This window comes from Ostreibacterium oceani, from assembly GCF_009362845.1.
GTDB lineage: Bacteria > Pseudomonadota > Gammaproteobacteria > Cardiobacteriales > Ostreibacteriaceae > Ostreibacterium > Ostreibacterium oceani.
The window spans coordinates 159539-184312 of sequence record NZ_WHNW01000004.1; the positions used below are offsets into that span (position 1 = coordinate 159539).

Consider the following 24774-nt stretch of genomic DNA (forward strand, 5'->3'; position numbering starts at 1 on the left):
TTAACCGCGTATTATAGCAGACTGGTAGGCGACTGTGCGGTTTTTTATGCGAGTGAGGTAGATGGGTGAAATAGGTGAGTGGAATTGGTGAGGGAATTATCGGGTTGTTGTGGGTGGGTTGTTTTTTGTTGTGCTAGGTCGCTACGTTAGGTCGTTGTATGAAGTCGCTGCATAAAGTCGCTGCGCTGGGCCTGACTTTTTTTGAAAAAAGTCAGCAAAAAACGTTCCCCGATAGACCCTGCTGCGCATCCCCTCACAATGGCTTAAAAATCGGCGCGGATGAAACTCGCTTTGCTCAGACAGTCATCCGCTTTTATCCGATTTTACGCCATTACTCGGTGGTCTATAAGGGGTTGTGTAGGATTGCTGTTGCACGTAAAGTTTGCTATACATTTTGCTGTGAGGTGATTTGCCGAGAATTGTTTTTCGTTGTGCTAGGTCGTTACGTTAGGTCGTTGTATGAAGTCGCTGCATAAAGTCGCTGCATAAAGTCGCTGCATAAAGTCGCTGCGCTGGGCCTGACTTTTTTTGAAAAAAGTCAGCAAAAAACGTTCCCCGATAGACCCTGCTGCGCATCCCCTTGCAAATACAGCCTCCCGTCGGCGCAAATGGGAATTCGCTGCGCTCACCATTTGCTCACTTCCGAGGAAGGCCTATTTGCGCGGCGGTCTATAAGGGGCTGGTCTGTAGGGGCTGGTCTGTAGGAGATTTGTGTTTTCTACGATTTGGTGCGTTCGTAGACTTCAAATGCCATGGCGTAGGCATTTTTGTCATCGGCGGCGTGGTGAGTGCTGGCGGTTTGCTTAAACTGTGTCCAGTCAATGGCGGGTAAGTACGTGTCGCCATCGAAATCTGCCAGCACACGATTGAGGTAAATCTTATCGACGAGGGGTAAGGCCTCGGCAAATATTGCGGCACCACCGATGATGTGAATTTCTGATTGACAATTTTTGTCACTGCCGTCATTGTTATTGGCTTGATTATCCAGCCACTTTTGAGCAATAGCAATCGCGTCACTGACGCTCAACGTCACCTCGGCGTCAGGCAGTTGGTAATCGGGGTTGCGGGTGATGACGATATTGAGCCGATTGGGTAGGGCTTTGCCAATCGATTCGTACGTTTTGCGCCCCATGATAATCGGGCAGCCCGTGGTGATGGCCTTAAAATACGCCAAATCCCGTGGTAAGTGCCACGGGAGCTGGTTGTCACGGCCAATAATGTCGTTAGTCGAGGCCGCGACGATGAGGGTGATGGGGTTTTGGGTTTTGGTCGTGTTGTTTGACATAATGATGTTTTTTTAATCTATTGCTTTGATGCCAAAATAATCGACAGGGATGCCTTTTTTGTCAGTGATGATAATGGCTTCGCCGTACTGTGCGAATAATTTGAAAAAGTAAAAGTTATCACCATGTTCAGCTTTGTAGGCATCAATGAGTTTAACCATATCGGGCTCAATGGCGATGCGGTTCATTGCGCGTTCTGCGGTTTTTGGTAAATCTGCCAGTGCTTCGGGGCTGTTCATCGGGCGATAGCGTGAAACGATTTTTTCAGGGTTTAAGTCACCAACAAGACGTTCAGTTTGGTTGGTATCGAATAATTTGTCGAAGTCATTCATATTCGCCTCTTGGTTGAAGTAGTCTTCAAATGCACTATATAACATTGGTGGGTATGTTTTATAGGCATTTAAGTTGCTAATAGTTTTGATAGGGTCTATGCCAGGTTTGTATACTAAATCCTCTGTTCGTGGGGTGGCGATATAGCCACGGTGGGAAAGCACTTGTGCGACGGGGCGTTGATTATAGACCGTGGTGACACCGTAAATGATAAGGGCGGCCTGTGTGACGATGATAATACCTAAATCAAAGCGGAGTTCTTTTTTTGATTTGCGGTTGTTGTAAAGGAAAAAGGTGAGCAGTGGACCGATTACGAGGTCAACGGCAATCATAATGCGCATACCTTGCCAGCCGCCATTGATTTGAAAATGCGGCGCAGGAAACCAATAAACCAGCATAACCCACATGAAAATGGCAAAGACGATCAAGCTAAAGATTAAGTGTACACCGAGTGCCTTGAGTCGTCCGAAAAAATTAAACCCCTGATAGGGTTGGCGCTCGCCAAATAATGTGCTGAACATGTTCGTTCTCCAATAAAACTATTTAAACATTATAAATCAAATTCTAAATGACGCGTAATAAAAAACCCCGCCAAGGCGGGGTTTAGTATCAAGTTGTGTTAACAATTAACGACAAGCTGATGGTAAGTACTTGCGTGGTACAGTGGTTGGCTGCGTAGGAGCGTTGCCAGTAGCAGCTGTCCAGTTGTTGTCTGCACTATAGCCACAAACTGATTCATAGTTAGTTACGTCGCCAGATGAAATACGTGGCAGTACAGCGAAATTCAAAAACTGAGTTTGAACTGCTTCCGAAATGTTCTCAGTTACAGCGCCTGAAGGACGTGTTGCATGTGTGCCTGAATCAAATAGGACGGTGTTTAAATAACCTTTAGCGCCAGCAATACCGCCTAAGTTTCCAGACCAAGTAATAGCGGTCGGTGCTCCGCCAGCCTGAGCAGTTAATGCAGTGCCGAAAACACCTGCTACAGCTGAAGCTGCTCCTCCGATATATTGAGATTCGCGACATTGGTTGATGACTAGGTTGAATGCTTCTGCTTCTGCCTCTGCGCTCGTACCGTCACCATCACCAGCCCCAGGCATAAATCCATAATCGGTATGAAATTCACCTAAACTGATTCTTGCTGCGCCGCCACAGTTTAGTGTAGGGTCAGCCATTTTAGCACGGACGGTGTAGTTAAGGTAAGCTGGAATCGCAGTTGCTGCCAAAATACCGATGATTGCAACCACAATCATTAATTCGATTAGGGTAAAACCTTTTTGTACATTTTTCATTTTAGAACTCCTAAAATTTTAAGTTTAAATTAAAGTTAGTTTGATAACCACCTTACCTATAGCAATTGGCGTGCCAACTTTTTAAAATTAAATAAAATCATATATTTGAATTTTTGGTATAAGTGGTTTTCGTGGTATTGGGGTTGTATTTCGCTGCGCCTGTTTTTTTTGTTGCACCTGACTTTTTTAAAAAAGTCAGCAAAAACCTTCCCCCGATATACCATGCCCAGTATTCCAGTTCTAGTATTCCATGCCTAGAATACTGGGCATGCCCTCGTTAATCACTAACCATCGGCGCGAATGGAAACACGCTGCGCGCGCCATTCGCTGGTTTTTGATGGTGATTCCGATGGTGATTCCGATGGTGATGTGATTTTCTCGGTGGTATATAGGGGGTTGGATGTTTTTCGTCTCTGTTTGCTATCACTAGTAAGTAACCAAAAGAACGCACTATAGCCAAAAGAACGCACTATAGCCAGAAAAAGGCAATCGCAGGCACTGCCACCAACACCACAATAATATCTAATAACCACCCCATGCGTGCATAATCACCAAAGCGATAACCACCCGGTGACATCACCAGTAGGTTAGACTGATGCCCAATCGGCGATAAAAAGGTACACGACGCGCCAATACACACCGCCATCAAAAACGCCTCGACAGGATAGCCCAGACTGGTGGCGATACTCGCGCCAATCGGTGCCATAATCACCGCGGTCGCGGCGTTATTAATGACATCGGAGAGCAGCATGGAGATGATAATGACCACCCCGAGCAGGATATAGACAGAGGCGCCTTGACTGGCATGGACGATCCCATTGGCGATTAATCCTGTGGTGCCCGTGGTCTCTAGTGCTTGGCCAACAGGGATAAGGGCTGCCAGTAATACAATCACAGGCCACTCGACCGAGTTGTACAAATTACGCAGGTTGACAATTTTTGTCACCACCAATGCGCCCACGGCGGCAGTAAATGTCAGCGATGATGACAAATTTGTCAGTGAGGTGACCAAAATTGCCACCGCAAAAATAGCAATCGTGGTCCACATTTTGCGGTGCTTGCCCAGCGTGATGTTACGCTCAGCCAGCGGAAAACAGCCGAGGTATTCGAGCTTTGCCGCGAGGCTATCTTGGTCAGATTGAAGGAGCAACACATCGCCTGCGCGCAGTGTGGTGCGGTGTAGACGCTGCTTAATCGACTGCCCACGCCGTGAAATCGCCATCAGATTAATGCCGTGATTGGCGGATAAGTGCATCCCCGATGCGCTACGCCCAATCATGCGTGAATCAGGGCCGATAACCACCTCGACAATCGACACGGTGTCGGATTGTAGCGTCTGGGTATCGACTTTGGCATCGACCATTTCAAAATCTGCGTCATCGAGGAATTGTTGGATCGCATCGGGCTGCCCCTCGACGACCAAAATATCATTCTCGCGCAGGATTTCATACTGGGTCGGTGCGAGCATGCGTTGCTCGCCACGGACGATGGATAAAATCTGGATGGCTTCGCCCTCGCAGAGCTTTAACACACGGTACAAAGAGCGGTTGAGGTATTTGTTGTTTGCGGGGATGCGGACTTCGGTCATGTATTCAGACGCGGCGGCGAGTTGGTCATTGCTACTCGCGGCAGTGTCGCGTTTGGGTAAAAATCGCCAGCCAATAAACGATAAATACAACACACCCGCCAGCGCCACCAACATCCCAACGGGGGCAAAATCAAACATAGAAAACGCCGTGCCAGTTTGTTGCTCGCGATACGCCGAGATAATAATATTGGGTGGGGTGCCAATTAACGTCACCGTGCCGCCCAGCAACGAGGCGAATGAAATCGGCATCAGCATGCTGCCAGGGTGTGCCTTTTTGCGTTTGGCGAGTGCAACCGTAATCGGTAAAAATAATGCGAGCGCACCGACGTTATTCATAAACCCCGAGCAAACGGCAACAATCCCTGTGAGTAGGAATAACTGAATGCTGGTGTGCTGACCAAAGCCCTTGAGCCAGTTCGCAACGACCTCTAGTGCGCCTGAGTATTGCAGTGCATGTGAGATAATCAAAATCGCCGCAACCGTAATCACCGCAGGGTGTCCAAACCCTGAAAACATGGTGTTTTGGTCAACCAGCCCAAACAGCGTTGCCGTCACCAATGCCGTCATCGCCACAATATCGTAGCGCCACTTATTCCAAATGAATAGTCCGAGGGTCGCGACTAAAATGGCGGTAATTAACGCTTGGTCTGTCGTCATAAACTGGTCTCTATCGTTTTTCCAAACCCGCTATTATACTGGAAATTTACTATTGCGTGAAATAATCCCGATGATTGCTTGCGATGGCATGATTTTGACTTATGAATTGATTGCTAATTGATTGCTAATTGTTGTTTTTTAGTACGGCAGGGAGTGCTGTGCGGCTGTTTTTATCAGTAGTTAAGGCTTGTGCTTGGATTTGTTGGCGTAGCGCGTTGATACGATTAACAGGCAGTGGGTGCGACGAGGAAATTTCAACCCAAGCGCTCTTAGATGGCTGTACCACGCTAAATAATTCAAATAACTCAACGCCGCCATAGGCGTTGCCGTAGGTGTGATTGAGCAGGGCAATGCCAGCCTTGTCGGCGGATTTTTCGTCATCGCGCGAATAATTAAGCTGCAACAAATTGATACTCGCGCTGTCGATGCCGCGGGCGTTGGTGTCAAAAACGGCCGCCCAAATCATCCCAGTGAGGACGCTGCGGCTAAGTGCGCGTAACACATCACGATGCATGATATGTGCCATTTCATGGGCAATGACCATTGCTAGCATATTTTCGCTGTCCATGACGTCAATAAGCCCTTGGTTAATGACGATATGCCCGCCTAAGGTCGCAAATGCATTGATATCAGGGCTAGTGCTGTAGTGTAAGGTAAAGCTAAAATCGCGCAGGGGATGGTCGGGGTTTTGTCTCAGTGCAGACTGACGAATTTTGTCAGCGATGCCCTGTAGTGATTTGGTTTTGTTAGGGTAATCAGTGGTGACAAAAGGCGTCAGTGCGGTTTGCGTTGCGGTGTGGGTTAGGCGTTTTTCCACCGCAAACGGCACGTATTGCACGAGCTGGTTGGCAAAGAGCCAAATCAATCCGATGGCAATCGCTAACAAGATAACCAGTGCCGACAGGAGCTTGGCTGCTGTGACTAGCGGATGGGTTTTGCTGACGTTGACATTTTTTGTCAGAATAGGGTCTTCGTAATGCATTGGGCGTGTGTTTTATGTGGGCGTGTTAGATGGTGTAGGTGGCGGTACATAGTTGACAGCCGTGCCGTAGGCGAGGACTTCCATCATGGCGCTGGATTTGTTGCGTGTGCCGTAATTAATGTTGGCGGTTTCAAATTTGACATTGACCAGCATATTGGCACCTTGTTCTTTGGCGTTGGCCTTGAGCCTAAGTAGGGCTTCTCGGCGTGCGCGGTCCAATAGCGATTCGTACACGCTCATATTGCCGCCAAAAATGCCAATCAACCACGCCACAAATCGTTTGAACGGGTCAGAGGCAATCACGACATTGCCCATCATGGCGTTGATAACGTGGGCATTGTCTGGTGGGTATTTGCTGCTGATGACAATAATGTCAGCCAAGTCGAGTTCGCGTGATTCGATGCTCGCGTAGTGTTTGCGCTCGGCATGGCTGCCCCAAAAGTAACCGCCAGTCACAAGCGCAATAGCGAGGATAATTTCAAAATAATGTAGGATAAATGCCATGGCGGTTGACTATAGTGGTTTCTATGGTGGTTTTTATGGTAGTTTTTATGGTAGTTTTTATGGTAGTTTTTATGGTAGTTTTTATGGTGGCTTCTATGGCAGTCTTTATGGTGGGCTATAGATTACGAATTTGCGGCAGTTGTCTGTGCCGCTGTTTGTGTTGCTGTTGCTGTCTGTGCTGTTGTCTGTGTTGCTGCCGCTTTTTTCAGTACCACTGCCGTGCCGTAGGCGAGTATCTCAGAGGCGCCAGTGGTAATCGTTGAGGTTGAAAAACGAATATTTAATATCGCATTGGCGCCTTTGGCGGTGGCTTGTTCGACGAGCCTGTCTAGGGCCTCTTGGCGAGATTCTTCGAGTAACTCAGTGTAGCCACGTAATTCACCGCCCAAGAGGTTTTTAAATCCTGCCATAAAATCACGCCCGATATGTTTGGCGCGTACGGTGGAGCCTTGGACAATGCCTAGATGTTTGACAATATGGGTGTTGGGGATGACTTCAATCGTTGATAGTAACATGCAGAAAATCCTAAAAAAATGGGCAGTTATTGCGAGTGTTACGGATATTGTATGGTATTGCTGCAGTGCTGTCTAGTTGAAAGCACAGCCATGCCGTTATTTAACGAAATTGATAATGCTTTTTGAGTAAATCATAGGCGCGGTTAATGTCAACGCTGCGTTGGGTCGCTTCGGTTAATAAATCCGCAGGATAGCCACTGGCAATCAGATTGTCTGGGTGGTGGCGTTTGATTTGTTCACGGTAGGCACGCTTTATTTGTGTTGGTGTGGCGCTGTCATCTAGCCCCAAAATAGCGAGTGCCAGTTTGAGTCGGCGGGCTTTGGGGGTGAGTTGCTTGTCGAGGCGGGCTTTTTCGGCTTCAAAGCGGCGTTTGTCACGTTCTCTGCGGTGGGCTTCGGCGCGTTTTTCGGCGGCCGCATTGGCAGCGGTGAATGCGCCTAGACGAAATTCGTCCAATAAGTGCTGGTACTTGTCTTGAAAACCCAAACGCTGACTGAGTAACTTGAGGATGTGATACTCAGGGAATTGCGTGTTTTGACTGGCGTAGGCAAACGAGAATTGTGTCTCCAAAAAGGCATCGCAAAGCGCAGGCGTCATTTCGCAGTATTCAATAAAGGTTTCAATCGCCGCGTTGGTGTCGAAATCGGCAGCAGCCCCTTCGTGAAAATAGCGCGTGGCGGCATCAATGCGGGGGCGATCAAGCTGTAATCTCGCCATGATGTCGTCTAGGTGGGCTTGCTCGTGCTGACAGATTTCGCCATCACTGGCGGCGATGTGTCCAGCGAATAAAAACGTGGATTTAAAATAGTAAAAGCCAATATCTTGTTGGCTATACAGACGGCGTTCGCGTTGGCGTTGGTTGGCTTTGAGCTGGGCTTGTTTTTTTTGTAGTATTGGGCTGTCGCGCTGTGTCTCTAGTTGCCCAACAATCCAATCACTCAGCCAGTGTGCGCTCGCCCCTAGCCCTAGGCAAAATAACAACCAAAGCCATAACGCACTGCCTGTAAAGGTATTTAGTACGCTAGGAGAAATCGCCAATGCACAGGCGGTCAGGATAATTAAGCCAGAAAGGGTGGGTTTTAACATCGTTAAGTACTATTTGTTTAGTTAATATTTCCTATCATTGTGTTAAAATGCTTAGCGAACGGTTGTGAATTTCGTCAGCCATAAGGCGTAGCGTAATTAGCGGTTGTGTCGTCAGCATATGGCACGGGTTAATTCGGCTTGCGTTATTTGCTTGCGATGTTGCACGGCTATTATTGATCAGTCAATTCAGGAGTTCGTATGGTCTATCACCTACAAAACGAAATAATCAAGTTAGCAAAATCCAAATTAACCACGACACAGTTTAACCTAGCAAAACCCTTTTTAGAAAATTATTATGCCCTGACAGGGCGAGAGGACATGGAAAGTTTCTCGGGCGATACCCTGTTTTCAACCGCGTATGCGCATTTTCAGCTATTAACGACCTTTGATGGCAAATCAGACCAAGTCAGCGTCTATAACCCCAGTAAAAAAACGCACGGCTTTGGTGATGATTGCAGTGTGTTGGATGTGGTCGCGAAAGACCGCCGATTTTTGGTCGATTCGATTCAAATGGCGTTTGTACGCCTGAATCTCTCTATTCAGTTTTTTACCCATCCGATTTATAGCGCCACGTTTGACAGCAAAGGCAAAATTAAAGCGCTCGATTGTGCAGAGGAAAGCCACGAAGGCAATATTTCGGTAATCCACGTCGAGTTTGAGCGATTGCCCAAGGCCAAACTCAGTCTCATCAAAGCAGAAATCGAAAAAGTCCTCGCCAATATCACCGCCGCGACCGAAGACTGGCAAGCCATGTCAACGCGTGTCGATGAAGTGGTCAAAGCCATCCAGCGTTCGCGCAATCTACCGCAAACGGCTGAGACAATTATCGAAACGACTAAGTTTTTGGAATGGCTTAACGCGGGGCACTTTACCTTTTTGGGGTATCGCCAATACACACTAAAAAACCATGAAATGTACACGGTGGCGGACTCTGGGCTAGGTGTGCTACGAGATGACGGCAAGGGTGAGCTATCGCAAAGCTTTAGCAAGCTGCCTGCAAAACTCAAAGAACGCGCCCTCGCGCCTGAGCTGATGCTATTTTCAAAGTCCAACAATCTATCAACGATACACCGCCCTGCATACATGGATTTTATCGGCATTAAGCAGTTTGATGATGAAGGGAGCGTCACTGGCGAGCACCGTTTTTTGGGATTACTAACCGAAGAAGCGTATCGTTATGCACCGCATGATATCCCGCTGTTAGCGCACAAGGTCGATAATATTTTGGCATCAACCCACTTGCCGACCAACTCGCATGCGGCAAAATCGATTCTAAATATTATTTCGCAATTACCGCGCGACGAGTTATTTCAAGCCAGCAATGAGCAAGTCCTCAAAATGGCACTGGGGATTTTCCATCTGCGAGAGCGCGCCGCACTGCGGTTTTTCTCGCGGATTGATACCTTTGAAACGTATGTAGCGTGCTTTGTTTATCTGCCACGCGAGCGGTTTAATACGCGGTTGCGCCGCCGCATTCAGCAGTATTTAGTCGAGAAAATGAATGGCTCGGCATCTGAATTTAGCGTGCATTTTGGAGAAATGTTGCACGTACGTTTGCAAATTTTGGTACGTACCCAGCCAGGTAAAATTGCTAAGTTTGACGAAAAAGCGATTGAAGCGGATTTAACGGCCATGATGCTGAATTGGTCTGATCAGGTGCAACAATTACTGCAAACGCAACGAGGACAATCCGAAGGGAATTTGTTATTTAAACAGTTTGAAAAAATCACCCCGGTGGCTTACCAAGAAAGCGTCATACCAACGATTGCGGCACAAGATTTGCAATCGTTGAGTGAGCTGGATGACCATCAGCCCATTAAAGTCAATTTATATCGCGAAGTCGATGATAGCGATAACACCATGCGTTTAAAATTGTACGGGCGTGGTGAAAAAGCCAACTTATCCGATATTATGCCAATATTAGAGAATTTTGGCTTTATCGTGAATTCAGCCACCCCGTATCAGTTTAGTGCCGAAGGCGAAAGCGCCTTTTGGTTGGTTGATTTCTTGTTATTCTTGCCCGTTGCTAGCCGTGTTGATTTAGCGACGCTGCGACCGCATTTTGTCGAGGCCTTTACCAATACATGGTATGGCACCGATGATTCTGATGGGTTTGACCAGTTGGTGGTTTCATATGGTTTGCCCGCGCGCGATGTGGCCTTGCTACGCGCGGTTTCTAAATACGCGATACAGGCCAAAGCGCCATTCTCGCATGGCTATATGCAGCAGGCATTGAATAATAATGCCGATATTGCCGTACTGTTGGCGGCATTGTTCCACGCGCGTATGGGGCTGACTGTCAAAGCCCGTGATAAAAAAGTGAGCGCAATTTTAGCGGATATCGACACACGACTGGCAACCGTTGAAAGTCTAGATGAAGACCGTATTATTCGTTGGTATATTAATATTATCAATGCGATGCTGCGAACGAATTTCTATCAGGCAGACGCAAATGGTCAGCCCAAGGAGTATATTTCGTTTAAGCTCGAATCGGCAAAAATCCCTGATTTGCCGTTGCCTAGACCGCTGTATGAGATTTTTGTCTATTCAACACGTGTCGAGGCAATTCACCTGCGCGGCGGTAAAGTTGCGCGGGGTGGGTTGCGCTGGTCAGATCGATTTGAGGATTTCCGCACCGAAGTGTTGGGGTTGGTCAAAGCCCAAATCGTGAAAAACGCCGTTATTGTCCCCGTCGGCTCTAAAGGCGGGTTTATTGTTAAAAAACCTGATAATAGCAGCCGTGAGGCCTATGTCGAAGAGGGGATTCGTTGTTATAAAACCTTTATGTGTGGGTTGTTGGATATTACCGATAATATTGTTGCTGGCAAAGTTGTGCCACCCAAGGATGTCTATCGCCACGATGAAGACGACCCGTATTTGGTCGTTGCCGCCGATAAAGGAACCGCCACGTTTTCGGATATCGCCAACGGTGTGGCAGCATCATACGGATTTTGGTTGGGCGATGCATTTGCCTCGGGTGGCTCGGTCGGATATGACCACAAAGCCATGGGCATTACCGCTCGCGGGGCGTGGGAATCGGTCAAGCGTCATTTCCGCCACCTAGGTAAAGACACGCAAAAAGAAACCTTTACTGTGGTTGGTATCGGCGATATGAGCGGTGATGTTTTTGGTAACGGCATGTTGTTGTCCGATAAAATTCAATTGCTTGCTGCGTTTAACCATTTACATATTTTTATTGATCCAACGCCAGACGCCAAAAAATCCTTTGCAGAACGCCAGCGATTATTTGAATTACCACGCTCGTCTTGGGCAGACTATAATCAAAAGCTGATTTCAGCGGGTGGCGGGATTTTTTCGCGTAGCGATAAATCAATTACCATTACGCCGCAAATGCAAAAAGCCTTTGATATCAAAGAAAGTGCGTTGCCGCCCAATCAACTCATTAACCGATTGCTCAAAGCACCAGTTGATTTGCTTTGGAATGGTGGGATTGGTACTTATGTCAAGGCGGCTTCAGAGACGCACGCACAAGTCGGCGACAAAGCCAACGATGTCCTACGAATTAACGGCGAAGAATTACGCTGCAAGGTCATTGGTGAGGGCGGTAATCTCGGGTTTACTCAGTTAGGTCGGGTTGAATTTGCCAAAAATGGTGGGTTTGTTCTGACCGATGCGATTGATAATTCAGCTGGTGTGACGTGTTCAGATCACGAAGTGAATATCAAAATCTTGCTTAACCAAGCGGTCGAGGCAGGGGATTTGACGGTTGCTGCGCGTAATCAGTTATTGGAAAAAATGACCGATGAGGTAGCACAGTTAGTATTACGTCAAAACTATCAACAGCCGCAGGCAATCAGTATCGGTGTCTCAAACAAAAGCCTTTTCCTAGACCATACGCGGATTTTAAAGCACCTAGAAAAAACAGGGCGGCTAGATCGGGCGTTAGAGTTTTTGCCTGATGACGCAGAAATCGAGCGGCGGTTAGCCAGTGGTGAGGGGTTGTACGGGCCTGAATTGGCAGTGTTGTTGGCTTATTCAAAAATCCAACTGTTTGACGAGCTATTGGATTCTGATTTGCCTGATGCCAAGTTCTTCCAAGCGGATTTAAGCCGATATTTCCCGACGCCCTTGCGTAAGAAATACGCCAAATTGATGCAAACCCATCCGTTGCGACGCGAGATTATTGCCACGTTTTTGACCAATAGTATCCTAAATCATATGGGGTCGGTGTTTATCCAGCGAACCAAAGAAGAAAGCGGTCAATCGGCTAAGCAAATCGTGCTTGCTTATTGTGCTGCACGTAACATTTTTGGCGCACGTGAGCTGTGGGATAGCATTGATGCCTTGGACAATGTGGTCTCGGCTGATTTGCAAAATGACTTGCATCTGCGGGTTCGTAAAGCGCTGGAGTTAGGCTCTAATTGGTTGTTAATTAATCGACGAGATGCCATTGACATTGAGAAACTGGAAAAATCATTTGAGGATTTCGATAAAATCGCCGTACAGTTGGCGAAAATCCTACCCAAATCTACCGCCAAAATAGCCGAAGATGAAGTCAAGTCGTTGGTCAAGCAAGGTGTACCCAAAGCTTTGGCCGTCAAAATGGCGTACCTGTTATTCTCGGTGAGTGTGCTCGATATTATCGATTTAGCGACGAAGACCAACATGCCAGTCAACCATGTGGCGAGTGTGTTCTTTGGCCTTGCCGAGACCTTGCATATTTATTGGTTACGCCAATCGGTGGCAGGGCTTTACAATAATGATTACTGGCGTCGAAGAGCCTGTAACTCATTGATGCAAAATATTGTCAATAATTGGGTGAGTATCACTGAGCATGCCGTTAAACTCGACAAAAATGCAGATAAAGCCGTCATTAAATGGCAGGAAAATACCGAAAATGTCCATGCCAGTTATCAGGCGATTTTAACAGAAATCAGTAAGTCAGAAGCCGATGTTGCCCGCTTATCGGTTGCCGTGGGTGAGCTGAGTGCTTTGGCAAGAGGCTGATTTAAAAATTGACTGAGAAAGCTGACCGAGAAAGCTGGCTGAGAAAACTGACCGAGAGGCAGTCAATAAAGCAAACTGCAATAGGGTAAGCGGTAAGAAAACCACGCGTTAATAGGCGCGTGTAGTGACAAAGAAACAGGCGTGCCAACAAGGGCGCGCCTGTTTTTTATTGCGTGGTATTTGTTAGTGCTTCTTTATTTATTGTTTTTGTAGGTTGTTTTTGTAGGTTGTTTTTGTAGGTTGTTTCTGTGGGTTATTTATTTGGGGGTTGCTTCTGTGGGCGTTGCCAATTCTCGATATTGCGTTGTTTGCTGCGCGCGATGGCGAGATTTTCACTGGCGACGGGCTTGCTAATTGTCGAGCCTGCGCCAATCGTGGCACCGTGTGCAATATGGATGGGGGCGACTAAGGCGGTATTTGAACCAACAAAAACATTGTCTTCGATTGTTGTCAGGTGTTTATTTGCGCCATCGTAGTTACAGGTAATAGCCCCTGCGCCAATGTTGACATTGTCGCCGATAACGGCATCGCCAACATAGCTTAGGTGATTGATTTTGCTGTCTATACCAACGGTGGTGTTTTTAAGTTCGACAAAGTTGCCTATTTTGGTGGCATCGGCTAAGCGGGTGTTGGGACGAATTCGCGCAAAAGGACCGATTTGCGCCGCTGCCCCGATGGTGGCGTCTTCGATAATGGTGTTGGGTAAAATAACCGTGCCTGCGCCAATGTGACTGTTTTTGATGATGCAATTGGCACCGATGGTGACGTTATCTGCCAAATGGACATTGCCAATCAATAGACAATTAATGTCAATGCTGACATCTTGCCCGTGGGTGAGTTGTCCACGCATGTCAAAGCGATTCGGGTCGAACAGGGTGACACCGTTGTCGAGTAAGCTATCGGCTTGACGGCGTTGATAAATACGCTCCAATGTTGCCAACTGTTTTTTGTTATTGCAGCCCATGATTTGCTGGCTATCGGCTAGGCGGTAGGATTTGACGGGGTATCCATGCTGCGCTGCGAGCGCGACCACATCGGTGAGGTAGTATTCGTGTTGTTGGTTGTCGTTGGTGATTAACGGCAGTAGTGTTTTTAGCAGATCACCACGAATGGCAAAGCAGCCGCTGTTGATTTCTTGAATGGTTTTTTCAGTGGCGCTGGCTTCTTTTTCTTCAACAATGCGAGTGACATGTCCGTTAGTATCGCAAATAATACGGCCATAACCTGTGGGGTTGCCAAGATTAACGGTCAATACAGCAATACCACTGTCTTGGCTAGTTTTTGCCAGCGCAGTTAGTGTCTGCGGTTGAATGAGCGGCGCATCACCGACTAAAATTAGGTAAGTCGTTTCATCAGCGATATGCGGCAAGGCCTGCAAAACGGCGTGTCCTGTGCCTAATTGTTGCGCTTGTGTAATCCAAGTAATGTCAACGTGGGCAAAAGCAGATTGGATGCGCTCGCGTTCGTGTCCGCACACGACAATAGGCGGCTGTGCGGCTGGCTGTTCGGCTGGCTGTGTCGTTAGCTTTGTCGCTGTGGCCAACAGGTGTGCCAGCATAGGTTGACCGCCGATGGGGTGCAAGACTTTGGGTAATGCAGAATGCATACGCGTGCCTTTGCCAGCTGCGAGAATAATAACGCCTAACATAAGCGGCTCCTTTGTCATTTTTGGTTGCGCTCAATTATAACGCATAAACCCATTCATAGGCATGGATTTAAGAGAAAAAAAAGCGTATCATAAGGGTTCAAAACAGAGAATCATTTATTCATAAAAATTAAAGAGGAGCGCCATGTCTTATCCGGCATTGAAGAATTTAGGGGTTAACCGTCCCCACGAAATTAGTAGTTATACCTTGTATTCCAATAACGAAGTCGACACGCTTCGCATACGCTATACCCGCCAAAAAGGGTCGCTGTTGCCCACGGTGAAAAAGTTTAACTTCCCTAGACGACCATTGCCTGGTGTGCAGCTTAACCCCGGGGCAACGAATTTGACTGAAATTTCGCCTGCGTTAGAGGATGCATTGGCTGAATTGACTAAATTACTACAAAAAAACAAATCAGAGCAAAACAAAAAAGCCGAATTGATTCAAGAGTTAACTGAGTTTGAGGCCTATGTTGCTGACAGAATCTCAGAATTAAAAGCGGAAATCGAGCAACTATAACCACATGAACATGAAATATCTCAATCGATGGTTGAGTCAAAATAGGTGTGCAAATAATGAGTGCAAATAATGAGTGAAGATAATCAAAGCAATGAGCAGCGTGTCGATGACCTGTACCAGTCGCCTAAGGCGCCCATAACGCCTAAGCAGACCACCATGCTAGATGAAAATATGGCACACCCGAATTCAGGGACAGCGAATGCGATTTATATTCTGTATTTGGTGAATATTGTGGTGCCGTTTCTCGGTATTATTGGTGTCATAATGGCCTATGTTAAACAGTCAGAAAGTCCAGCATGGCTGCAGACGCATTTTCGATTTCAAATCCGTACATTTTGGATTGGCATACTGTATGTGGTGATCGGTATTATAACCCTTGCAATTATTATTGGGTTTTTTATTCTACTGTTTACTACCGTTTGGTACATTATTCGCTGTGCTAAGGGGATGAACGCGTTGTCTAACCGACAGCCGATAGAAAACCCCGCCAGTTGGCTGTTTTAACGGACGCAAATTCCTGCGTGGACGACGCGAAAATCAGTCGATAAAGCGTAACGAAAAAGGTTGACTAAAGCAGGTTAGCTAAAGATGTCACAGTGGTAGCGCGGTAGTAGTAGCGCGGTAGTATTATCGCGGTGAATTGATTATGATGGGATGGCGTAAGGTGACATAGCCTAACATCATGATTGCCTAATTTTTACGTAATGGATTATAACGTAATGAATGTTGGCGTAATGAATGTTAGCGTGATGAGTTTTAGCGTGATGAGTTTTAGCGTGATGAAAGGTAAGTTGATCAGTTAATTGGAGGCAACGATGCGTTTTTTGAAAAAGATATTCGGCTTAGACCCTGACAAAAGCACCCCGCAATCGTTGAAAACGGCGCCCGATGCGGTGAAAACGTCAACGGCGGAGAACTCAACGGCCGAGATTTCAACGCCCTCAGAAAGCGCGACAGCCAAAGCACCTGCGGCACAGGAGGCTGCGAGTAAGCGTCTCAAAGACAGCAGCTCCAAAAACAGCAATCTCAAAAACAGCAACCCAAAAAAACGGATTGAATGGATTAAATCGATTGCTGACATTGAATTGATGCTTGATTGTTATCAAGACGAACAGGATGAAATTGTAATCGATTGTGCCGATATGCGGCTGCGTGAGCTATTGACCGAGCAAACAGAGGCGGTGCCAATTGCGAGGATTAAATCGGCGTCACTTAGTTTCAAAACGCAAAAAACACTCGCGGCGGCGGCGGCATTGCCCGAGTTGCGGCAACATTTTTTGGACCAATGTGATGATGACCAGTCACTCAATGAGATTATTGCGAGGACGCAAGATGTACAGATTAAGCGACAAGCAATCGATAAATTATCTGACACGGATGCGTTGCAGGCCTTAGTCAAACAGGCAAAAGGCAAGGATAAAGCGCAGTATCGGCTTGCAAAATCTCGATTAGTCGCGGTCCGTGAGCGCCAGCAGACAAAGCTTACATTGGATGCGCAAGCGACAACACTGCAATCACAAATCGACACACAAACAGTCAGCGAAGCCAGCGTGGCGAAGTTTACCGAGCAACTGGCAGCAGTATCGCCTGATTTGACCGCGTCAGCGCGACAGCACTATCAACAGATTTTGACGATGGCGCAAGCGGCAGCACAAGAGTTACGGCAATTTCGTGATGCAAGGCACGAAATCTTAGCCACGGTGTCTGATTTGAATAGCCAGTTAACGGCGGGTGATTTTTCAGGCGATGAGACGGTTTTTCGCCGGCTAGTCGATAAACTGCAACAAGCATGGCAAGATTTGCCTATCTGGCAGTCGGCCGAGCGAGAGACGTTTGATATTCGGTTTGAGCAAGCCTTGGGTCAGCTCAATGAGGCGGCCGCCCCTTATTTTAGAGAAAAAACGGCTTATCAAGCGCAGCAAAGACTCTTGACGCAAGGGCAGCGCTGGATTAGCACCCAAACCTTTGTCAGCGCCAATATGATTGCTGATTGGCAATCTCGTTGGGAGGCATTACCCATCATCTCGGATCAGGTGGCTGCCAATGATTTGAATACACGCTATCGGCAAGTATTAGACAGCCTGCAAGCCAAAGCCCAACGATTACAGGCTCAGCAATTAGATAATGATGCCAACGTGCCGAAATTAATGGCAGAATTAAGGCAGTATATTGACGCGGGTGAGCTACAGCCTGCGTTGACAGCGCAAAATGACATCCGTAAGCGGCTGCAGTCTGAAGCAAGGTTATCCAAAGCGGTACACCAATCTATTATTGGCGAGTTCTCGACACTACAACAGCGTATTCACGAACTAAAATCATGGCAAAATTTTGGCAGTCAGCAAGCCAGAGAAACGTTAGTTGAAGCGATGCAAGCGCTGGCAGAAAAACCGAATATGGACCCTGAATTAAAGGCAGAAGCGGTACAGGCATTGCAAAAACGGTGGAAAGCCGTGGCAGGGCGCGCACCGCAATCGCTATGGGATCGTTTTCAACACGCCTCGGATGCGGCTTGGGCGCCTTGCGCTACGTATTTTAGCGAGCAACGACAGCAGTCAAGCGAGCTGCTGGCAGAGCGCTTGGCGTTTTTGGCGGCAGCAAAATCGCATATCCAGCGAATTGATTGGGATAAGCCCAATTGGTCTGCGATTGATTCGGCATTTAAAAAGTTTGAATCCGCCTGGAAAAATTTCCCAAAACTGCAAGAAAAGGATTACATCAAAGCAAAGCATGTTTATAAATCCGTTGCAAAGTCATGGGAAGGTCGGTTAGCGGCTGAGCGCAAAAATGAGTTGGCACGACGAGAGTCAATCATTCAACGTGCAAATGCATTGGCTGATACGGGTGTGACATCAGACAATGCAGCGGCGGTTATATCGACCATCAAACAACTAAAAAATGAATGGGCACCAACCGTACCGCTACGACGGCGCCAACAAGAGCAAGCGCTGTGGCAGCGTTTTCAAACGGCGTGCGAGAAAGTGTATAGTCAACACGACCGTATGATGTCGGCCGAGCGCTCTGAGCGCGATACGCTGATTAATCAGTACAATGAACAATTAGGTGCTCTGCAGGCGTGCGTTGAAAACGCGGCGACCATAGCAGACCTCATGCCAGATTACCGTAAACGCCTTGATGCGTTGGCTGATTTTGCTGATGCGCCAGCGTTTGCACAGCATCGGCTGAATCAACGGTTAGAAAAAATTAACACGCTGGTTTCGAATAAAAAAACACAGGAAAAACAAGCCCAGCAACAGCAGCAACTAGACTGCCTACGCCAGCAAGATGCCTATTGTACGCAGCTCGAAACGGTGTCATTATCTGAGTCGGCGCTGGCGGATTTGCGTGATAAATGGCAAGCACTGACGGCTACCGTAGCACTGACGGACGGACAGTCAGCTATGCAGGCACGGTTTGAGGCGGCAATTGCCGCGCAGCAATCAGGCTCGTTACCCGATGGGCGTGAAACGCAAGGGACGCATCATGATTTGGCGCGTGCCAAAGCGATTGCGCTGACGCTGGAGATTAGCAGTGACATGAATAGCCCGGCCACTTTTCAGGCGGATCGCCAAGCGATGCAATTAGCCAACTTGGACGCGGCACTTAATGGTGACAAATCGTTTGAGCACAATGCAACGCCTGAAGGGCGTTATGCATTAGCCGTTGAATGGTTCGCCTTGCCCAAAGGCGGACTAGCGACAAGCGACTACCCTTTGTCTGATTGGCAACAGCGTATCGACAATGTGCTGTCGCAGACAAAGATGGCATAACGACATGCAATAACAACATGCAATAACAAACACTTCATTTTAATATCTATTACTGTATAGGGGATAACACGAATGGCAACAGCAAAAGTAGTCTATCAAGGTCAATTACGTACTCAGGCGACGCATCTTGCCTCGGGTAATGAAATCACCACCGATGCGCCCGTGGATAATCACGGTAAAGGGCAAGCATTTTCACCGACTGACTTAGTCACCAGTGCGTTAGGTAGCTGTTTGATGACTATTATGGGTATCAAGGCTGAATCGCTGGGCGTGGACTTAACAGGGATGCATGCCGAAGTCACCAAAATAATGGCGACCTCACCGCGGCGTATCGCTGAAATTCATGTATCAATGCATATGCCCAGCACGATTGATGCAACGCATCGTCAGCAACTCGAGGCGGTCGCATTGGCGTGTCCTGTTAGCCAGAGCCTACACCCTGAGACCAAACAACACATTCAATTTCATTATGACACCTAAAAAATAGCGACACCTAAACAATAGCTAGCCGTTACGACCGTTACTAACGTATTGCCCAATTTAATTGTTTAATTGCTTAATTCTCTAATTGCCTACTTTCTTGTCGAATTTCCTCTCTAGACGTCCTGCTGGCTTGCGGTTATCAGGCACTGTGTTAGCCAAACTATTGGGCAGTGCAGTGATGTTAGCATTGGTGCTTGCGATTTTGGCCGCAATCTTACCACTATTTTTTATTTCGGTGGATGGCACGCGGGCGCGCTTTTCTGACTTATTGTCGCTACTCAATAATCAATGGATACAGCGCGTGATTTGGTTTAGTTTTTACCAAGCCACGTTATCCACGTTGATTAGTGTTGGGCTTGGGCTATTGGTCGCGGGTGCGCTTATGCGCCAACGGTTTTGGGGGCGGCAATTATTAATCGGTGGGTTGACTTTACCCATGGTGACGCCAGTTATTGTGATGGTTTTTGCCCTGATACAAATTTATGGAACGAATGGCTGGGTAAATACCACATTAGCTGCGTTACAGCTACCCAAAGTAGGTCCGATTTATGGATTGTCGGGCATTTTGTTGGCGCATGTCAGCTTTAATCTGCCGCTTGCGGTATTTTGTCTATTACAAATGTGGCAAACGCTACCTAGATCATTATCTAAGCAAGCGGCACAATTGTCGCTCAATCCTTGGCAGCGGTTTGTTTTGGCCGAGTGGCCTTATTTGAAAAAGACGATAGGGCGTACCGCTTTGTTGATTTTTTTGCTGTGTTTTGGTAGCTTTACCGTGGTGTTGACATTAGGCGGCGGGCCGAATGCAACGACCTTAGAAGTAGCCGTTTATCAAGCGATTAAATTTGAATTTGAGCCGCAAAAAGCTGGGTTGCTGGCGATGTTGCAAATATTGATTTGTGTTGCGGTTGGGGTTTTTTGGTTGCGGTTGGGCGGACAGCAAGCCGTGACATTGCCTACGCAACTACCTACACAACTGCCTACGCAACTGACACAATCCATCAGATGCTTTCAGCGACCGCTAGGCAAGTGGATAGACTATGCGTGGATTATGCTGCTAGTGTGGTTGTTGGTGTTGCCTTTATTGGCGGTTTTGTGGTCAGGGTTGTGGTCGGGGGTGTCGTCGGGTTCGTCTAGCAACGGGTTTTCGATATTGGTCGATGCGCGTTTTTGGCAGGCGCTATTGAAAAGCGTGGGGATTGCTTTGGTCAGTGCAACGTTGGCGATTGTTTGTGGTCTATTTTTTAGTTATTTTTTAACATCGCTGTCGGTTAAGCGTCAGTTATGGGTTGAGTTTTCGGGGCTGATAGGGTTTGTCGTTCCGCCCGTTATTTTGGGCGCGGGTTGGTTTATTATTACCTATCAGTGGATAGACATTCAGGCTGGCGGGCTCGCGTTAATCGTCTCTATTCATATAATGATGACGCTCCCTTATGCGGTTAGAATTTTTTATCCGAGATGGGTGCAAATACAGGCACAGTCTCAGTTAAGTACGATGTTAGGGGTTTCAGGGCTTGCCTATTTAACGGGTATTGCGTTACCGCAATTAGCCCCTGAATTACGCAAGGCAACTGTGCTGGCAATTTGTTTGTCACTGGGGGATTTGGGTGCCGTTGCGCTCTTTGCAAGCTCAGATACACCGACGTTGCCGCTACTCATTTATGATTTGCTAGGGCGTTACGAAGTCAACCAAGCGGGTGTTGTTGCAGCTGTGCTCATGCTATTGTGTATGGCATTTGGGGCGTTATTATTACGCGGGAATATGCCGAGTAATCTACAAGGTAATCCACGGGACAATCTACGGGGCAATTCACGAGGGAGTCAGCATGTTGGTGGTTGAAAAAATCGCGGCAACCTACCCTGAATTCACCTTGGCTGCGGATTTTCAGGCAGGTGCAGGTGAAATATTGGTAGTCAGCGGGCCGAGTGGCGCAGGAAAAACCACGCTGATTGAATTAATCGCAGGGTTTATTCCCATGCAGCAGGGGCGAATCCTGTTAGACAGCAAAGACATCAGCCAATGTGCGCCCAGTGCACGAAATATGATGACGATTTTTCAGTCGAATAATGACTTTCCACATCTGAGTGTGGAGAAAAATGTCTTGTTGGGTGCAACGCCACTATTGCGTCATTTGCCACGGTTTCGATCGCAGGTTGATGCCGCAATGGCAGCAGTCGGGTTGTCAGCATTTGCAAAGCGTCTGCCCGATGCCTTGTCAGGTGGTCAGCGTCAGCGCATTGCACTGGCGCGAAGCTTACTAAGCCAGCGGCGGGTATGGCTGCTCGATGAACCATTTGCCGCTTTAGGCCCACGGATGCGGGTAGAACAGCTACAATTAATTCAGCAGCTAACCGTCAGCAATCAACTGATCACCTTAGTCGTCACACACCAACCGCAGGAAATGCGTTTGGCTGATCGGTTGTTATTTTTAAACGAAGGTAAAATCAGTACCATCGGTGATTTAAACGCATTACTGGATAACCCGCCCGCTGCGTTGGCTGCGTATCTGGCGGATTAGTTTGCGCTGGTATTTGCGCTGGTATTTAGCTTTGACGTTTTATTACTGGTATTGACGTTGCAAGTGTCTAACCCATGCCCAAGCAAGGCCAAAGGCAAAGCCTGCCAAATGCGCAGCGTTGGCAATGCCGCCACCAAATAACCCAACAGCAGACAGTAGCATAAATCCAATCAGGAAAAACGCGATATTATCAGGGATTGGGGCAGGGTAAAATGAAAGTTTGGGACGCAAAAATAAATACCCCAATTGCGCAAACACTACACCGCTTAAGCCCCCGAATAGTCCAGGTGAAAAATACGCTTGGCAACTATTACTGACGAGTGCCGCCAATAAAATAAAGCCGAGAAAATAACGGCTACCATCGGTTTGTTCGATGCGAGTGCCAAAATAGTAAAACCAAATCAGGTTAAATGCCAAGTGTGCAAAAATAATCCCCAGCATAGGGAAATGTAAGAAAATCGGTGTAATCAACCGCCACCACTGGCCGTTTGCAATGCGTGTCCAGTCGAAATGAAACCACAGTAATACGTCAAAAAAATAGCCAAACCCCGTGAGCAAACTAATCACCGTGCTTAACACCATGAATAACGTGAGAATAGGGTAGCGTTTAGCGAATGTCGTGAGTTGGGGATTGATTTGCATGAGTTATAGTCAAGGTCAAGCGGTGCGTGAGGGGCTAATGCGTTATTCTATAACGCCAGCCATTGCCATGCAATAAAAAAGCCCCCAGAAGGGGGCTTGATTATGACATTCTACGAATCGTTATGGGTTAATGACTATTGTGAATGTACGCGATGCTGTCTCACTAGCGGTCGAGGTCGCTTGAACTTCAAAGGTATAAGTACCTGCAGTGGTTGGGTTGCCACTGATTACGCCCGTTGCTGTATCTAGCGATAAACCAGGCGGTAAACTACCTGAGAGCAAGGCAAAGCTAGACGCTGTTCCGCCTGATACGGCAAGGGTCTCAGAATAGGCTGTACTAACAGTGCCGTTTGGTAAGTTGGCGGCGGTAGTGATCTCAAAGCTCGGGGTTGTTATGCCACCGCCAGTGTCCCCACGAATGATAAACGGAAGTACACTTTCGTAAGATACGCCATTGCCATCTGTGATGGTGAAAATGATAGCATGACCGTCTGCAGGCGTGTTGTCGCAGACAGAGCCATTAACAGTCACTTGGGTTGTGTTGGCGGTAACGGTAACCTCGAGACCTGTCAAAGTCTCACCATTTGCATTAACCAATGGAACGGCAGCATTTGCACCCAGTGATGTTTGAATGCCATTCGCATCCATAGACCACGCATAAGGTGTGGTTGGTGTATAACCATTAGCGCCTGAAATTGTGAATACTTGTGTGTAAGGAACGCAAGGATCGCCACTGGCAGGTCGTGTTACGTCTCTAAATGCTAAGGGGGCTATGACTAATCCGCCACGTACAATCTCGATAGTGATTTCTCGCTGGTCGGTGCTACCATCAGTACCTGTAACTTCTACGGTGAAGCTGTAGTCGCCCGCAATCGACGGTGTGCCAGAAATGGTCCCATCTTCGTTAACGGTTAGCCCAGGTGGGACATTGCCTCCTGTGATGATAAATCGCACAGGCGTTGCACCACTGGTTGGAATGTTGAAGTTATAAGAAACACCAACGGCTCCTTGGGGTCCATCCGATGCCGTAATTTTAATTGGGGCTGAGGGTGGGATAATGTCATTCGTGACGACAATCGTGCGAGATGCGGTGACTAATTGCTGAATACCATTATCCACATTGTTATCGGCAGCGTCTGCATTGGCTGTAATCGTGAGCAATCCTGTTTGGTTAGCAATTGCACTCAGCGAAGCAACGCCACTCTCTGTAAAGGCATTGACTGATTGACCTATTTGTCCTCTAAATCCAAGAGTAGTTCCAGCGAGACCGCTAGCGGTAACAATTAGATTGCTGTCTTCGGGATTGTTGACTGGGTTTCCTGCTTCGTCAGTAATGATGACGGCGATGTCTGTTGGTCTGTTGGGATTGATTTGACTTGGGCTGGCTATGCTTAAGTTATAAGCACTACCTGTGCTGGGGTATTCTACATCAAAATTGACGAATTTAGTATCACTGACAACTCCATCAGCCCCTTCGGCATAAACAGAAAGTACTATCCTTCCTTGTTGTCCATCGCCAGCGGCTACAGCTAGTCTTCCACGCCCACCATTTAGGTCGATTGGTACGCCGCCAAGAGGCACGTTAATGTCGACTTCATTGCCGTTTTCGTCAGTTATAGTTTCATAACAATCGGCATTTTCTAGATCAAAGCAGTATATAACAGCATTGAATAACGAACCTAATCCAGTTATTTGTGCATAAACTTCTTCATCACCTGTTTCAAGTGGTCGGTCTAGCTGGCTGGCATATACATCAACAAATGCAAACTGTCGATTGGACAGACCTTCTAGGTTGACCCCTTGCGGGTTGGGTTCGATAATTGAGCGACTGACGGTGACTTCAATTTGGGGTTTTTCTCCGCCAAAAAAATCATCTCCACCACCACATGCCGATAGCAGTACAGCGAGTCCTGAGAGTAATAGTGTTTTCATTTTCATAATAACTTCCTTTCGTTAATGCGTTTGATTAATGTGATTGAATGTGTATGCTCA

20 protein-coding genes are annotated in these 24774 nt (G+C 47.4%); 9 read left to right on the top strand and 11 right to left on the bottom strand.

The features are described from left to right. Positions 1 to 718: 718 nt before the first annotated feature. From GCU85_RS05040 to GCU85_RS10310, 3 genes are all read right to left on the bottom strand, one after another. Complete coding sequence (locus GCU85_RS05040) at positions 719 to 1285, bottom strand: dihydrofolate reductase (protein WP_152810011.1); 567 nt, start codon at positions 1283 to 1285, stop codon at positions 719 to 721. 12 nt (positions 1286 to 1297) lie between these two features. Further along, positions 1298 to 2134, bottom strand: a complete 837-nt coding sequence (locus GCU85_RS05045) for a hypothetical protein (protein ID WP_152810013.1) — start codon at positions 2132 to 2134, stop codon at positions 1298 to 1300. 105 nt (positions 2135 to 2239) lie between these two features. Further along, positions 2240 to 2905 (bottom strand): pilin, encoded by a 666-nt coding sequence (locus GCU85_RS10310; RefSeq protein ID WP_328592795.1) that lies wholly within the window; start codon positions 2903 to 2905, stop codon positions 2240 to 2242. 250 nt (positions 2906 to 3155) lie between these two features. Between GCU85_RS10310 and GCU85_RS10220 the strand changes: the two genes are divergently transcribed. Further along, the gene (locus GCU85_RS10220; protein WP_268965628.1) at positions 3156 to 3278 is read left to right on the top strand and encodes a hypothetical protein; all 123 of its coding nucleotides are present in this window, start codon (positions 3156 to 3158) and stop codon (positions 3276 to 3278) included. 96 nt (positions 3279 to 3374) lie between these two features. Here GCU85_RS10220 and GCU85_RS05055 read toward each other — a convergent pair whose 3' ends face one another. The 3 genes from GCU85_RS05055 to GCU85_RS05065 all read right to left on the bottom strand — a co-directional run bounded on the left by GCU85_RS05055 (position 3375) and on the right by GCU85_RS05065 (position 6636). Next, positions 3375 to 5150 (bottom strand): SLC13 family permease, encoded by a 1776-nt coding sequence (locus GCU85_RS05055; RefSeq protein ID WP_152810015.1) that lies wholly within the window; start codon positions 5148 to 5150, stop codon positions 3375 to 3377. Positions 5151 to 5274: 124 nt separating this feature from the next. Beyond that, entirely contained in the window at positions 5275 to 6132 is an 858-nt protein-coding gene (locus GCU85_RS05060) for a M48 family metallopeptidase (protein WP_152810017.1), read from the bottom strand. 12 nt (positions 6133 to 6144) lie between these two features. Continuing rightward, positions 6145 to 6636 carry a YbjQ family protein gene (locus GCU85_RS05065; RefSeq protein ID WP_152810019.1) on the bottom strand — a complete coding sequence of 164 codons (492 nt, stop codon included), beginning with the start codon at positions 6634 to 6636 and terminating at the stop codon, positions 6145 to 6147. Here GCU85_RS05065 and GCU85_RS10225 point away from each other — a divergent pair. Further along, positions 6635 to 6757 carry a hypothetical protein gene (locus GCU85_RS10225; RefSeq protein WP_268965629.1) on the top strand — a complete coding sequence of 41 codons (123 nt, stop codon included), beginning with the start codon at positions 6635 to 6637 and terminating at the stop codon, positions 6755 to 6757. The genes GCU85_RS05065 and GCU85_RS10225 overlap by 2 nt on opposite strands. Position 6758: 1 nt before the next feature. Here the strand turns inward: GCU85_RS10225 and GCU85_RS05070 are convergent, their stop codons facing one another. Together GCU85_RS05070 and GCU85_RS05075 are read right to left on the bottom strand one after the other, a co-directional pair. After that, entirely contained in the window at positions 6759 to 7151 is a 393-nt protein-coding gene (locus GCU85_RS05070; protein WP_152810021.1) for a YbjQ family protein, read from the bottom strand. Positions 7152 to 7251: 100 nt separating this feature from the next. Beyond that, entirely contained in the window at positions 7252 to 8238 is a 987-nt protein-coding gene (locus tag GCU85_RS05075) for a DnaJ domain-containing protein (protein ID WP_152810023.1), read from the bottom strand. A gap of 198 nt (positions 8239 to 8436) precedes the next feature. On the opposite strand from GCU85_RS05075, the gene GCU85_RS05080 reads away from it, so the two are divergent. After that, positions 8437 to 13206: an NAD-glutamate dehydrogenase gene (locus GCU85_RS05080; protein WP_152810025.1), complete on the top strand. Its 4770-nt coding sequence runs from the start codon at positions 8437 to 8439 to the stop codon at positions 13204 to 13206. Between the two features lie 253 nt (positions 13207 to 13459). Here the strand turns inward: GCU85_RS05080 and glmU are convergent, their stop codons facing one another. After that, positions 13460 to 14872 carry a bifunctional UDP-N-acetylglucosamine diphosphorylase/glucosamine-1-phosphate N-acetyltransferase GlmU gene (gene glmU, locus GCU85_RS05085; RefSeq protein WP_152810027.1) on the bottom strand — a complete coding sequence of 471 codons (1413 nt, stop codon included), beginning with the start codon at positions 14870 to 14872 and terminating at the stop codon, positions 13460 to 13462. Positions 14873 to 14996: 124 nt separating this feature from the next. Here glmU and GCU85_RS05090 point away from each other — a divergent pair, with 124 nt between their 5' ends. The 6 genes from GCU85_RS05090 to GCU85_RS05115 all read left to right on the top strand — a co-directional run bounded on the left by GCU85_RS05090 (position 14997) and on the right by GCU85_RS05115 (position 22140). Further along, positions 14997 to 15371 carry a DUF3461 family protein gene (locus GCU85_RS05090; RefSeq protein WP_152810029.1) on the top strand — a complete coding sequence of 125 codons (375 nt, stop codon included), beginning with the start codon at positions 14997 to 14999 and terminating at the stop codon, positions 15369 to 15371. Between the two features lie 69 nt (positions 15372 to 15440). Further along, positions 15441 to 15875: a DUF4870 family protein gene (locus GCU85_RS05095; protein ID WP_218110553.1), complete on the top strand. Its 435-nt coding sequence runs from the start codon at positions 15441 to 15443 to the stop codon at positions 15873 to 15875. A 311-nt stretch (positions 15876 to 16186) separates the two neighbouring features. Beyond that, positions 16187 to 19138, top strand: coding sequence for a DUF349 domain-containing protein (locus GCU85_RS05100; protein ID WP_152810031.1), 2952 nt, complete (start codon positions 16187 to 16189; stop codon positions 19136 to 19138). Positions 19139 to 19210: 72 nt separating this feature from the next. After that, entirely contained in the window at positions 19211 to 19618 is a 408-nt protein-coding gene (locus GCU85_RS05105; RefSeq protein WP_152810033.1) for an OsmC family protein, read from the top strand. A gap of 100 nt (positions 19619 to 19718) precedes the next feature. After that, positions 19719 to 21461, top strand: coding sequence for an ABC transporter permease subunit (locus tag GCU85_RS05110; protein WP_152810035.1), 1743 nt, complete (start codon positions 19719 to 19721; stop codon positions 21459 to 21461). Further along, positions 21448 to 22140: a thiamine ABC transporter ATP-binding protein gene (locus GCU85_RS05115; RefSeq protein ID WP_152810037.1), complete on the top strand. Its 693-nt coding sequence runs from the start codon at positions 21448 to 21450 to the stop codon at positions 22138 to 22140. Before GCU85_RS05110 ends, GCU85_RS05115 begins: the two co-directional genes overlap by 14 nt. 42 nt (positions 22141 to 22182) lie before the next feature. On the opposite strand, the gene GCU85_RS05120 is transcribed toward GCU85_RS05115, so the two are convergent. Together GCU85_RS05120 and GCU85_RS05125 are read right to left on the bottom strand one after the other, a co-directional pair. Continuing rightward, on the bottom strand, positions 22183 to 22782 hold the full coding sequence (locus tag GCU85_RS05120; protein WP_152810039.1) for a rhomboid family intramembrane serine protease: 600 nt from the start codon (positions 22780 to 22782) through the stop codon (positions 22183 to 22185). Positions 22783 to 22902: 120 nt separating this feature from the next. Continuing rightward, complete coding sequence (locus GCU85_RS05125) at positions 22903 to 24720, bottom strand: Ig domain-containing protein (protein ID WP_152810041.1); 1818 nt, start codon at positions 24718 to 24720, stop codon at positions 22903 to 22905. Positions 24721 to 24774 lie beyond the last annotated feature (54 nt).

Coding starts and splice junctions, on each gene's coding strand:
- GCU85_RS05040 (WP_152810011.1), bottom strand. CDS start 1,285: ATGTCAAACAACACGACCAAAACCCAAAACCCCATCACCCTCATCGTC.
- GCU85_RS05045 (WP_152810013.1), bottom strand. CDS start 2,134: ATGTTCAGCACATTATTTGGCGAGCGCCAACCCTATCAGGGGTTTAAT.
- GCU85_RS10310 (WP_328592795.1), bottom strand. CDS start 2,905: ATGAAAAATGTACAAAAAGGTTTTACCCTAATCGAATTAATGATTGTG.
- GCU85_RS10220 (WP_268965628.1), top strand. CDS start 3,156: ATGCCTAGAATACTGGGCATGCCCTCGTTAATCACTAACCATCGGCGC.
- GCU85_RS05055 (WP_152810015.1), bottom strand. CDS start 5,150: ATGACGACAGACCAAGCGTTAATTACCGCCATTTTAGTCGCGACCCTC.
- GCU85_RS05060 (WP_152810017.1), bottom strand. CDS start 6,132: ATGCATTACGAAGACCCTATTCTGACAAAAAATGTCAACGTCAGCAAA.
- GCU85_RS10225 (WP_268965629.1), top strand. CDS start 6,635: ATGGCGGTTGACTATAGTGGTTTCTATGGTGGTTTTTATGGTAGTTTT.
- GCU85_RS05065 (WP_152810019.1), bottom strand. CDS start 6,636: ATGGCATTTATCCTACATTATTTTGAAATTATCCTCGCTATTGCGCTT.
- GCU85_RS05070 (WP_152810021.1), bottom strand. CDS start 7,151: ATGTTACTATCAACGATTGAAGTCATCCCCAACACCCATATTGTCAAA.
- GCU85_RS05075 (WP_152810023.1), bottom strand. CDS start 8,238: ATGTTAAAACCCACCCTTTCTGGCTTAATTATCCTGACCGCCTGTGCA.
- GCU85_RS05080 (WP_152810025.1), top strand. CDS start 8,437: ATGGTCTATCACCTACAAAACGAAATAATCAAGTTAGCAAAATCCAAA.
- glmU (WP_152810027.1), bottom strand. CDS start 14,872: ATGACAAAGGAGCCGCTTATGTTAGGCGTTATTATTCTCGCAGCTGGC.
- GCU85_RS05090 (WP_152810029.1), top strand. CDS start 14,997: ATGTCTTATCCGGCATTGAAGAATTTAGGGGTTAACCGTCCCCACGAA.
- GCU85_RS05095 (WP_218110553.1), top strand. CDS start 15,441: ATGAGTGAAGATAATCAAAGCAATGAGCAGCGTGTCGATGACCTGTAC.
- GCU85_RS05100 (WP_152810031.1), top strand. CDS start 16,187: ATGCGTTTTTTGAAAAAGATATTCGGCTTAGACCCTGACAAAAGCACC.
- GCU85_RS05105 (WP_152810033.1), top strand. CDS start 19,211: ATGGCAACAGCAAAAGTAGTCTATCAAGGTCAATTACGTACTCAGGCG.
- GCU85_RS05115 (WP_152810037.1), top strand. CDS start 21,448: ATGTTGGTGGTTGAAAAAATCGCGGCAACCTACCCTGAATTCACCTTG.
- GCU85_RS05120 (WP_152810039.1), bottom strand. CDS start 22,782: ATGCAAATCAATCCCCAACTCACGACATTCGCTAAACGCTACCCTATT.
- GCU85_RS05125 (WP_152810041.1), bottom strand. CDS start 24,720: ATGAAAATGAAAACACTATTACTCTCAGGACTCGCTGTACTGCTATCG.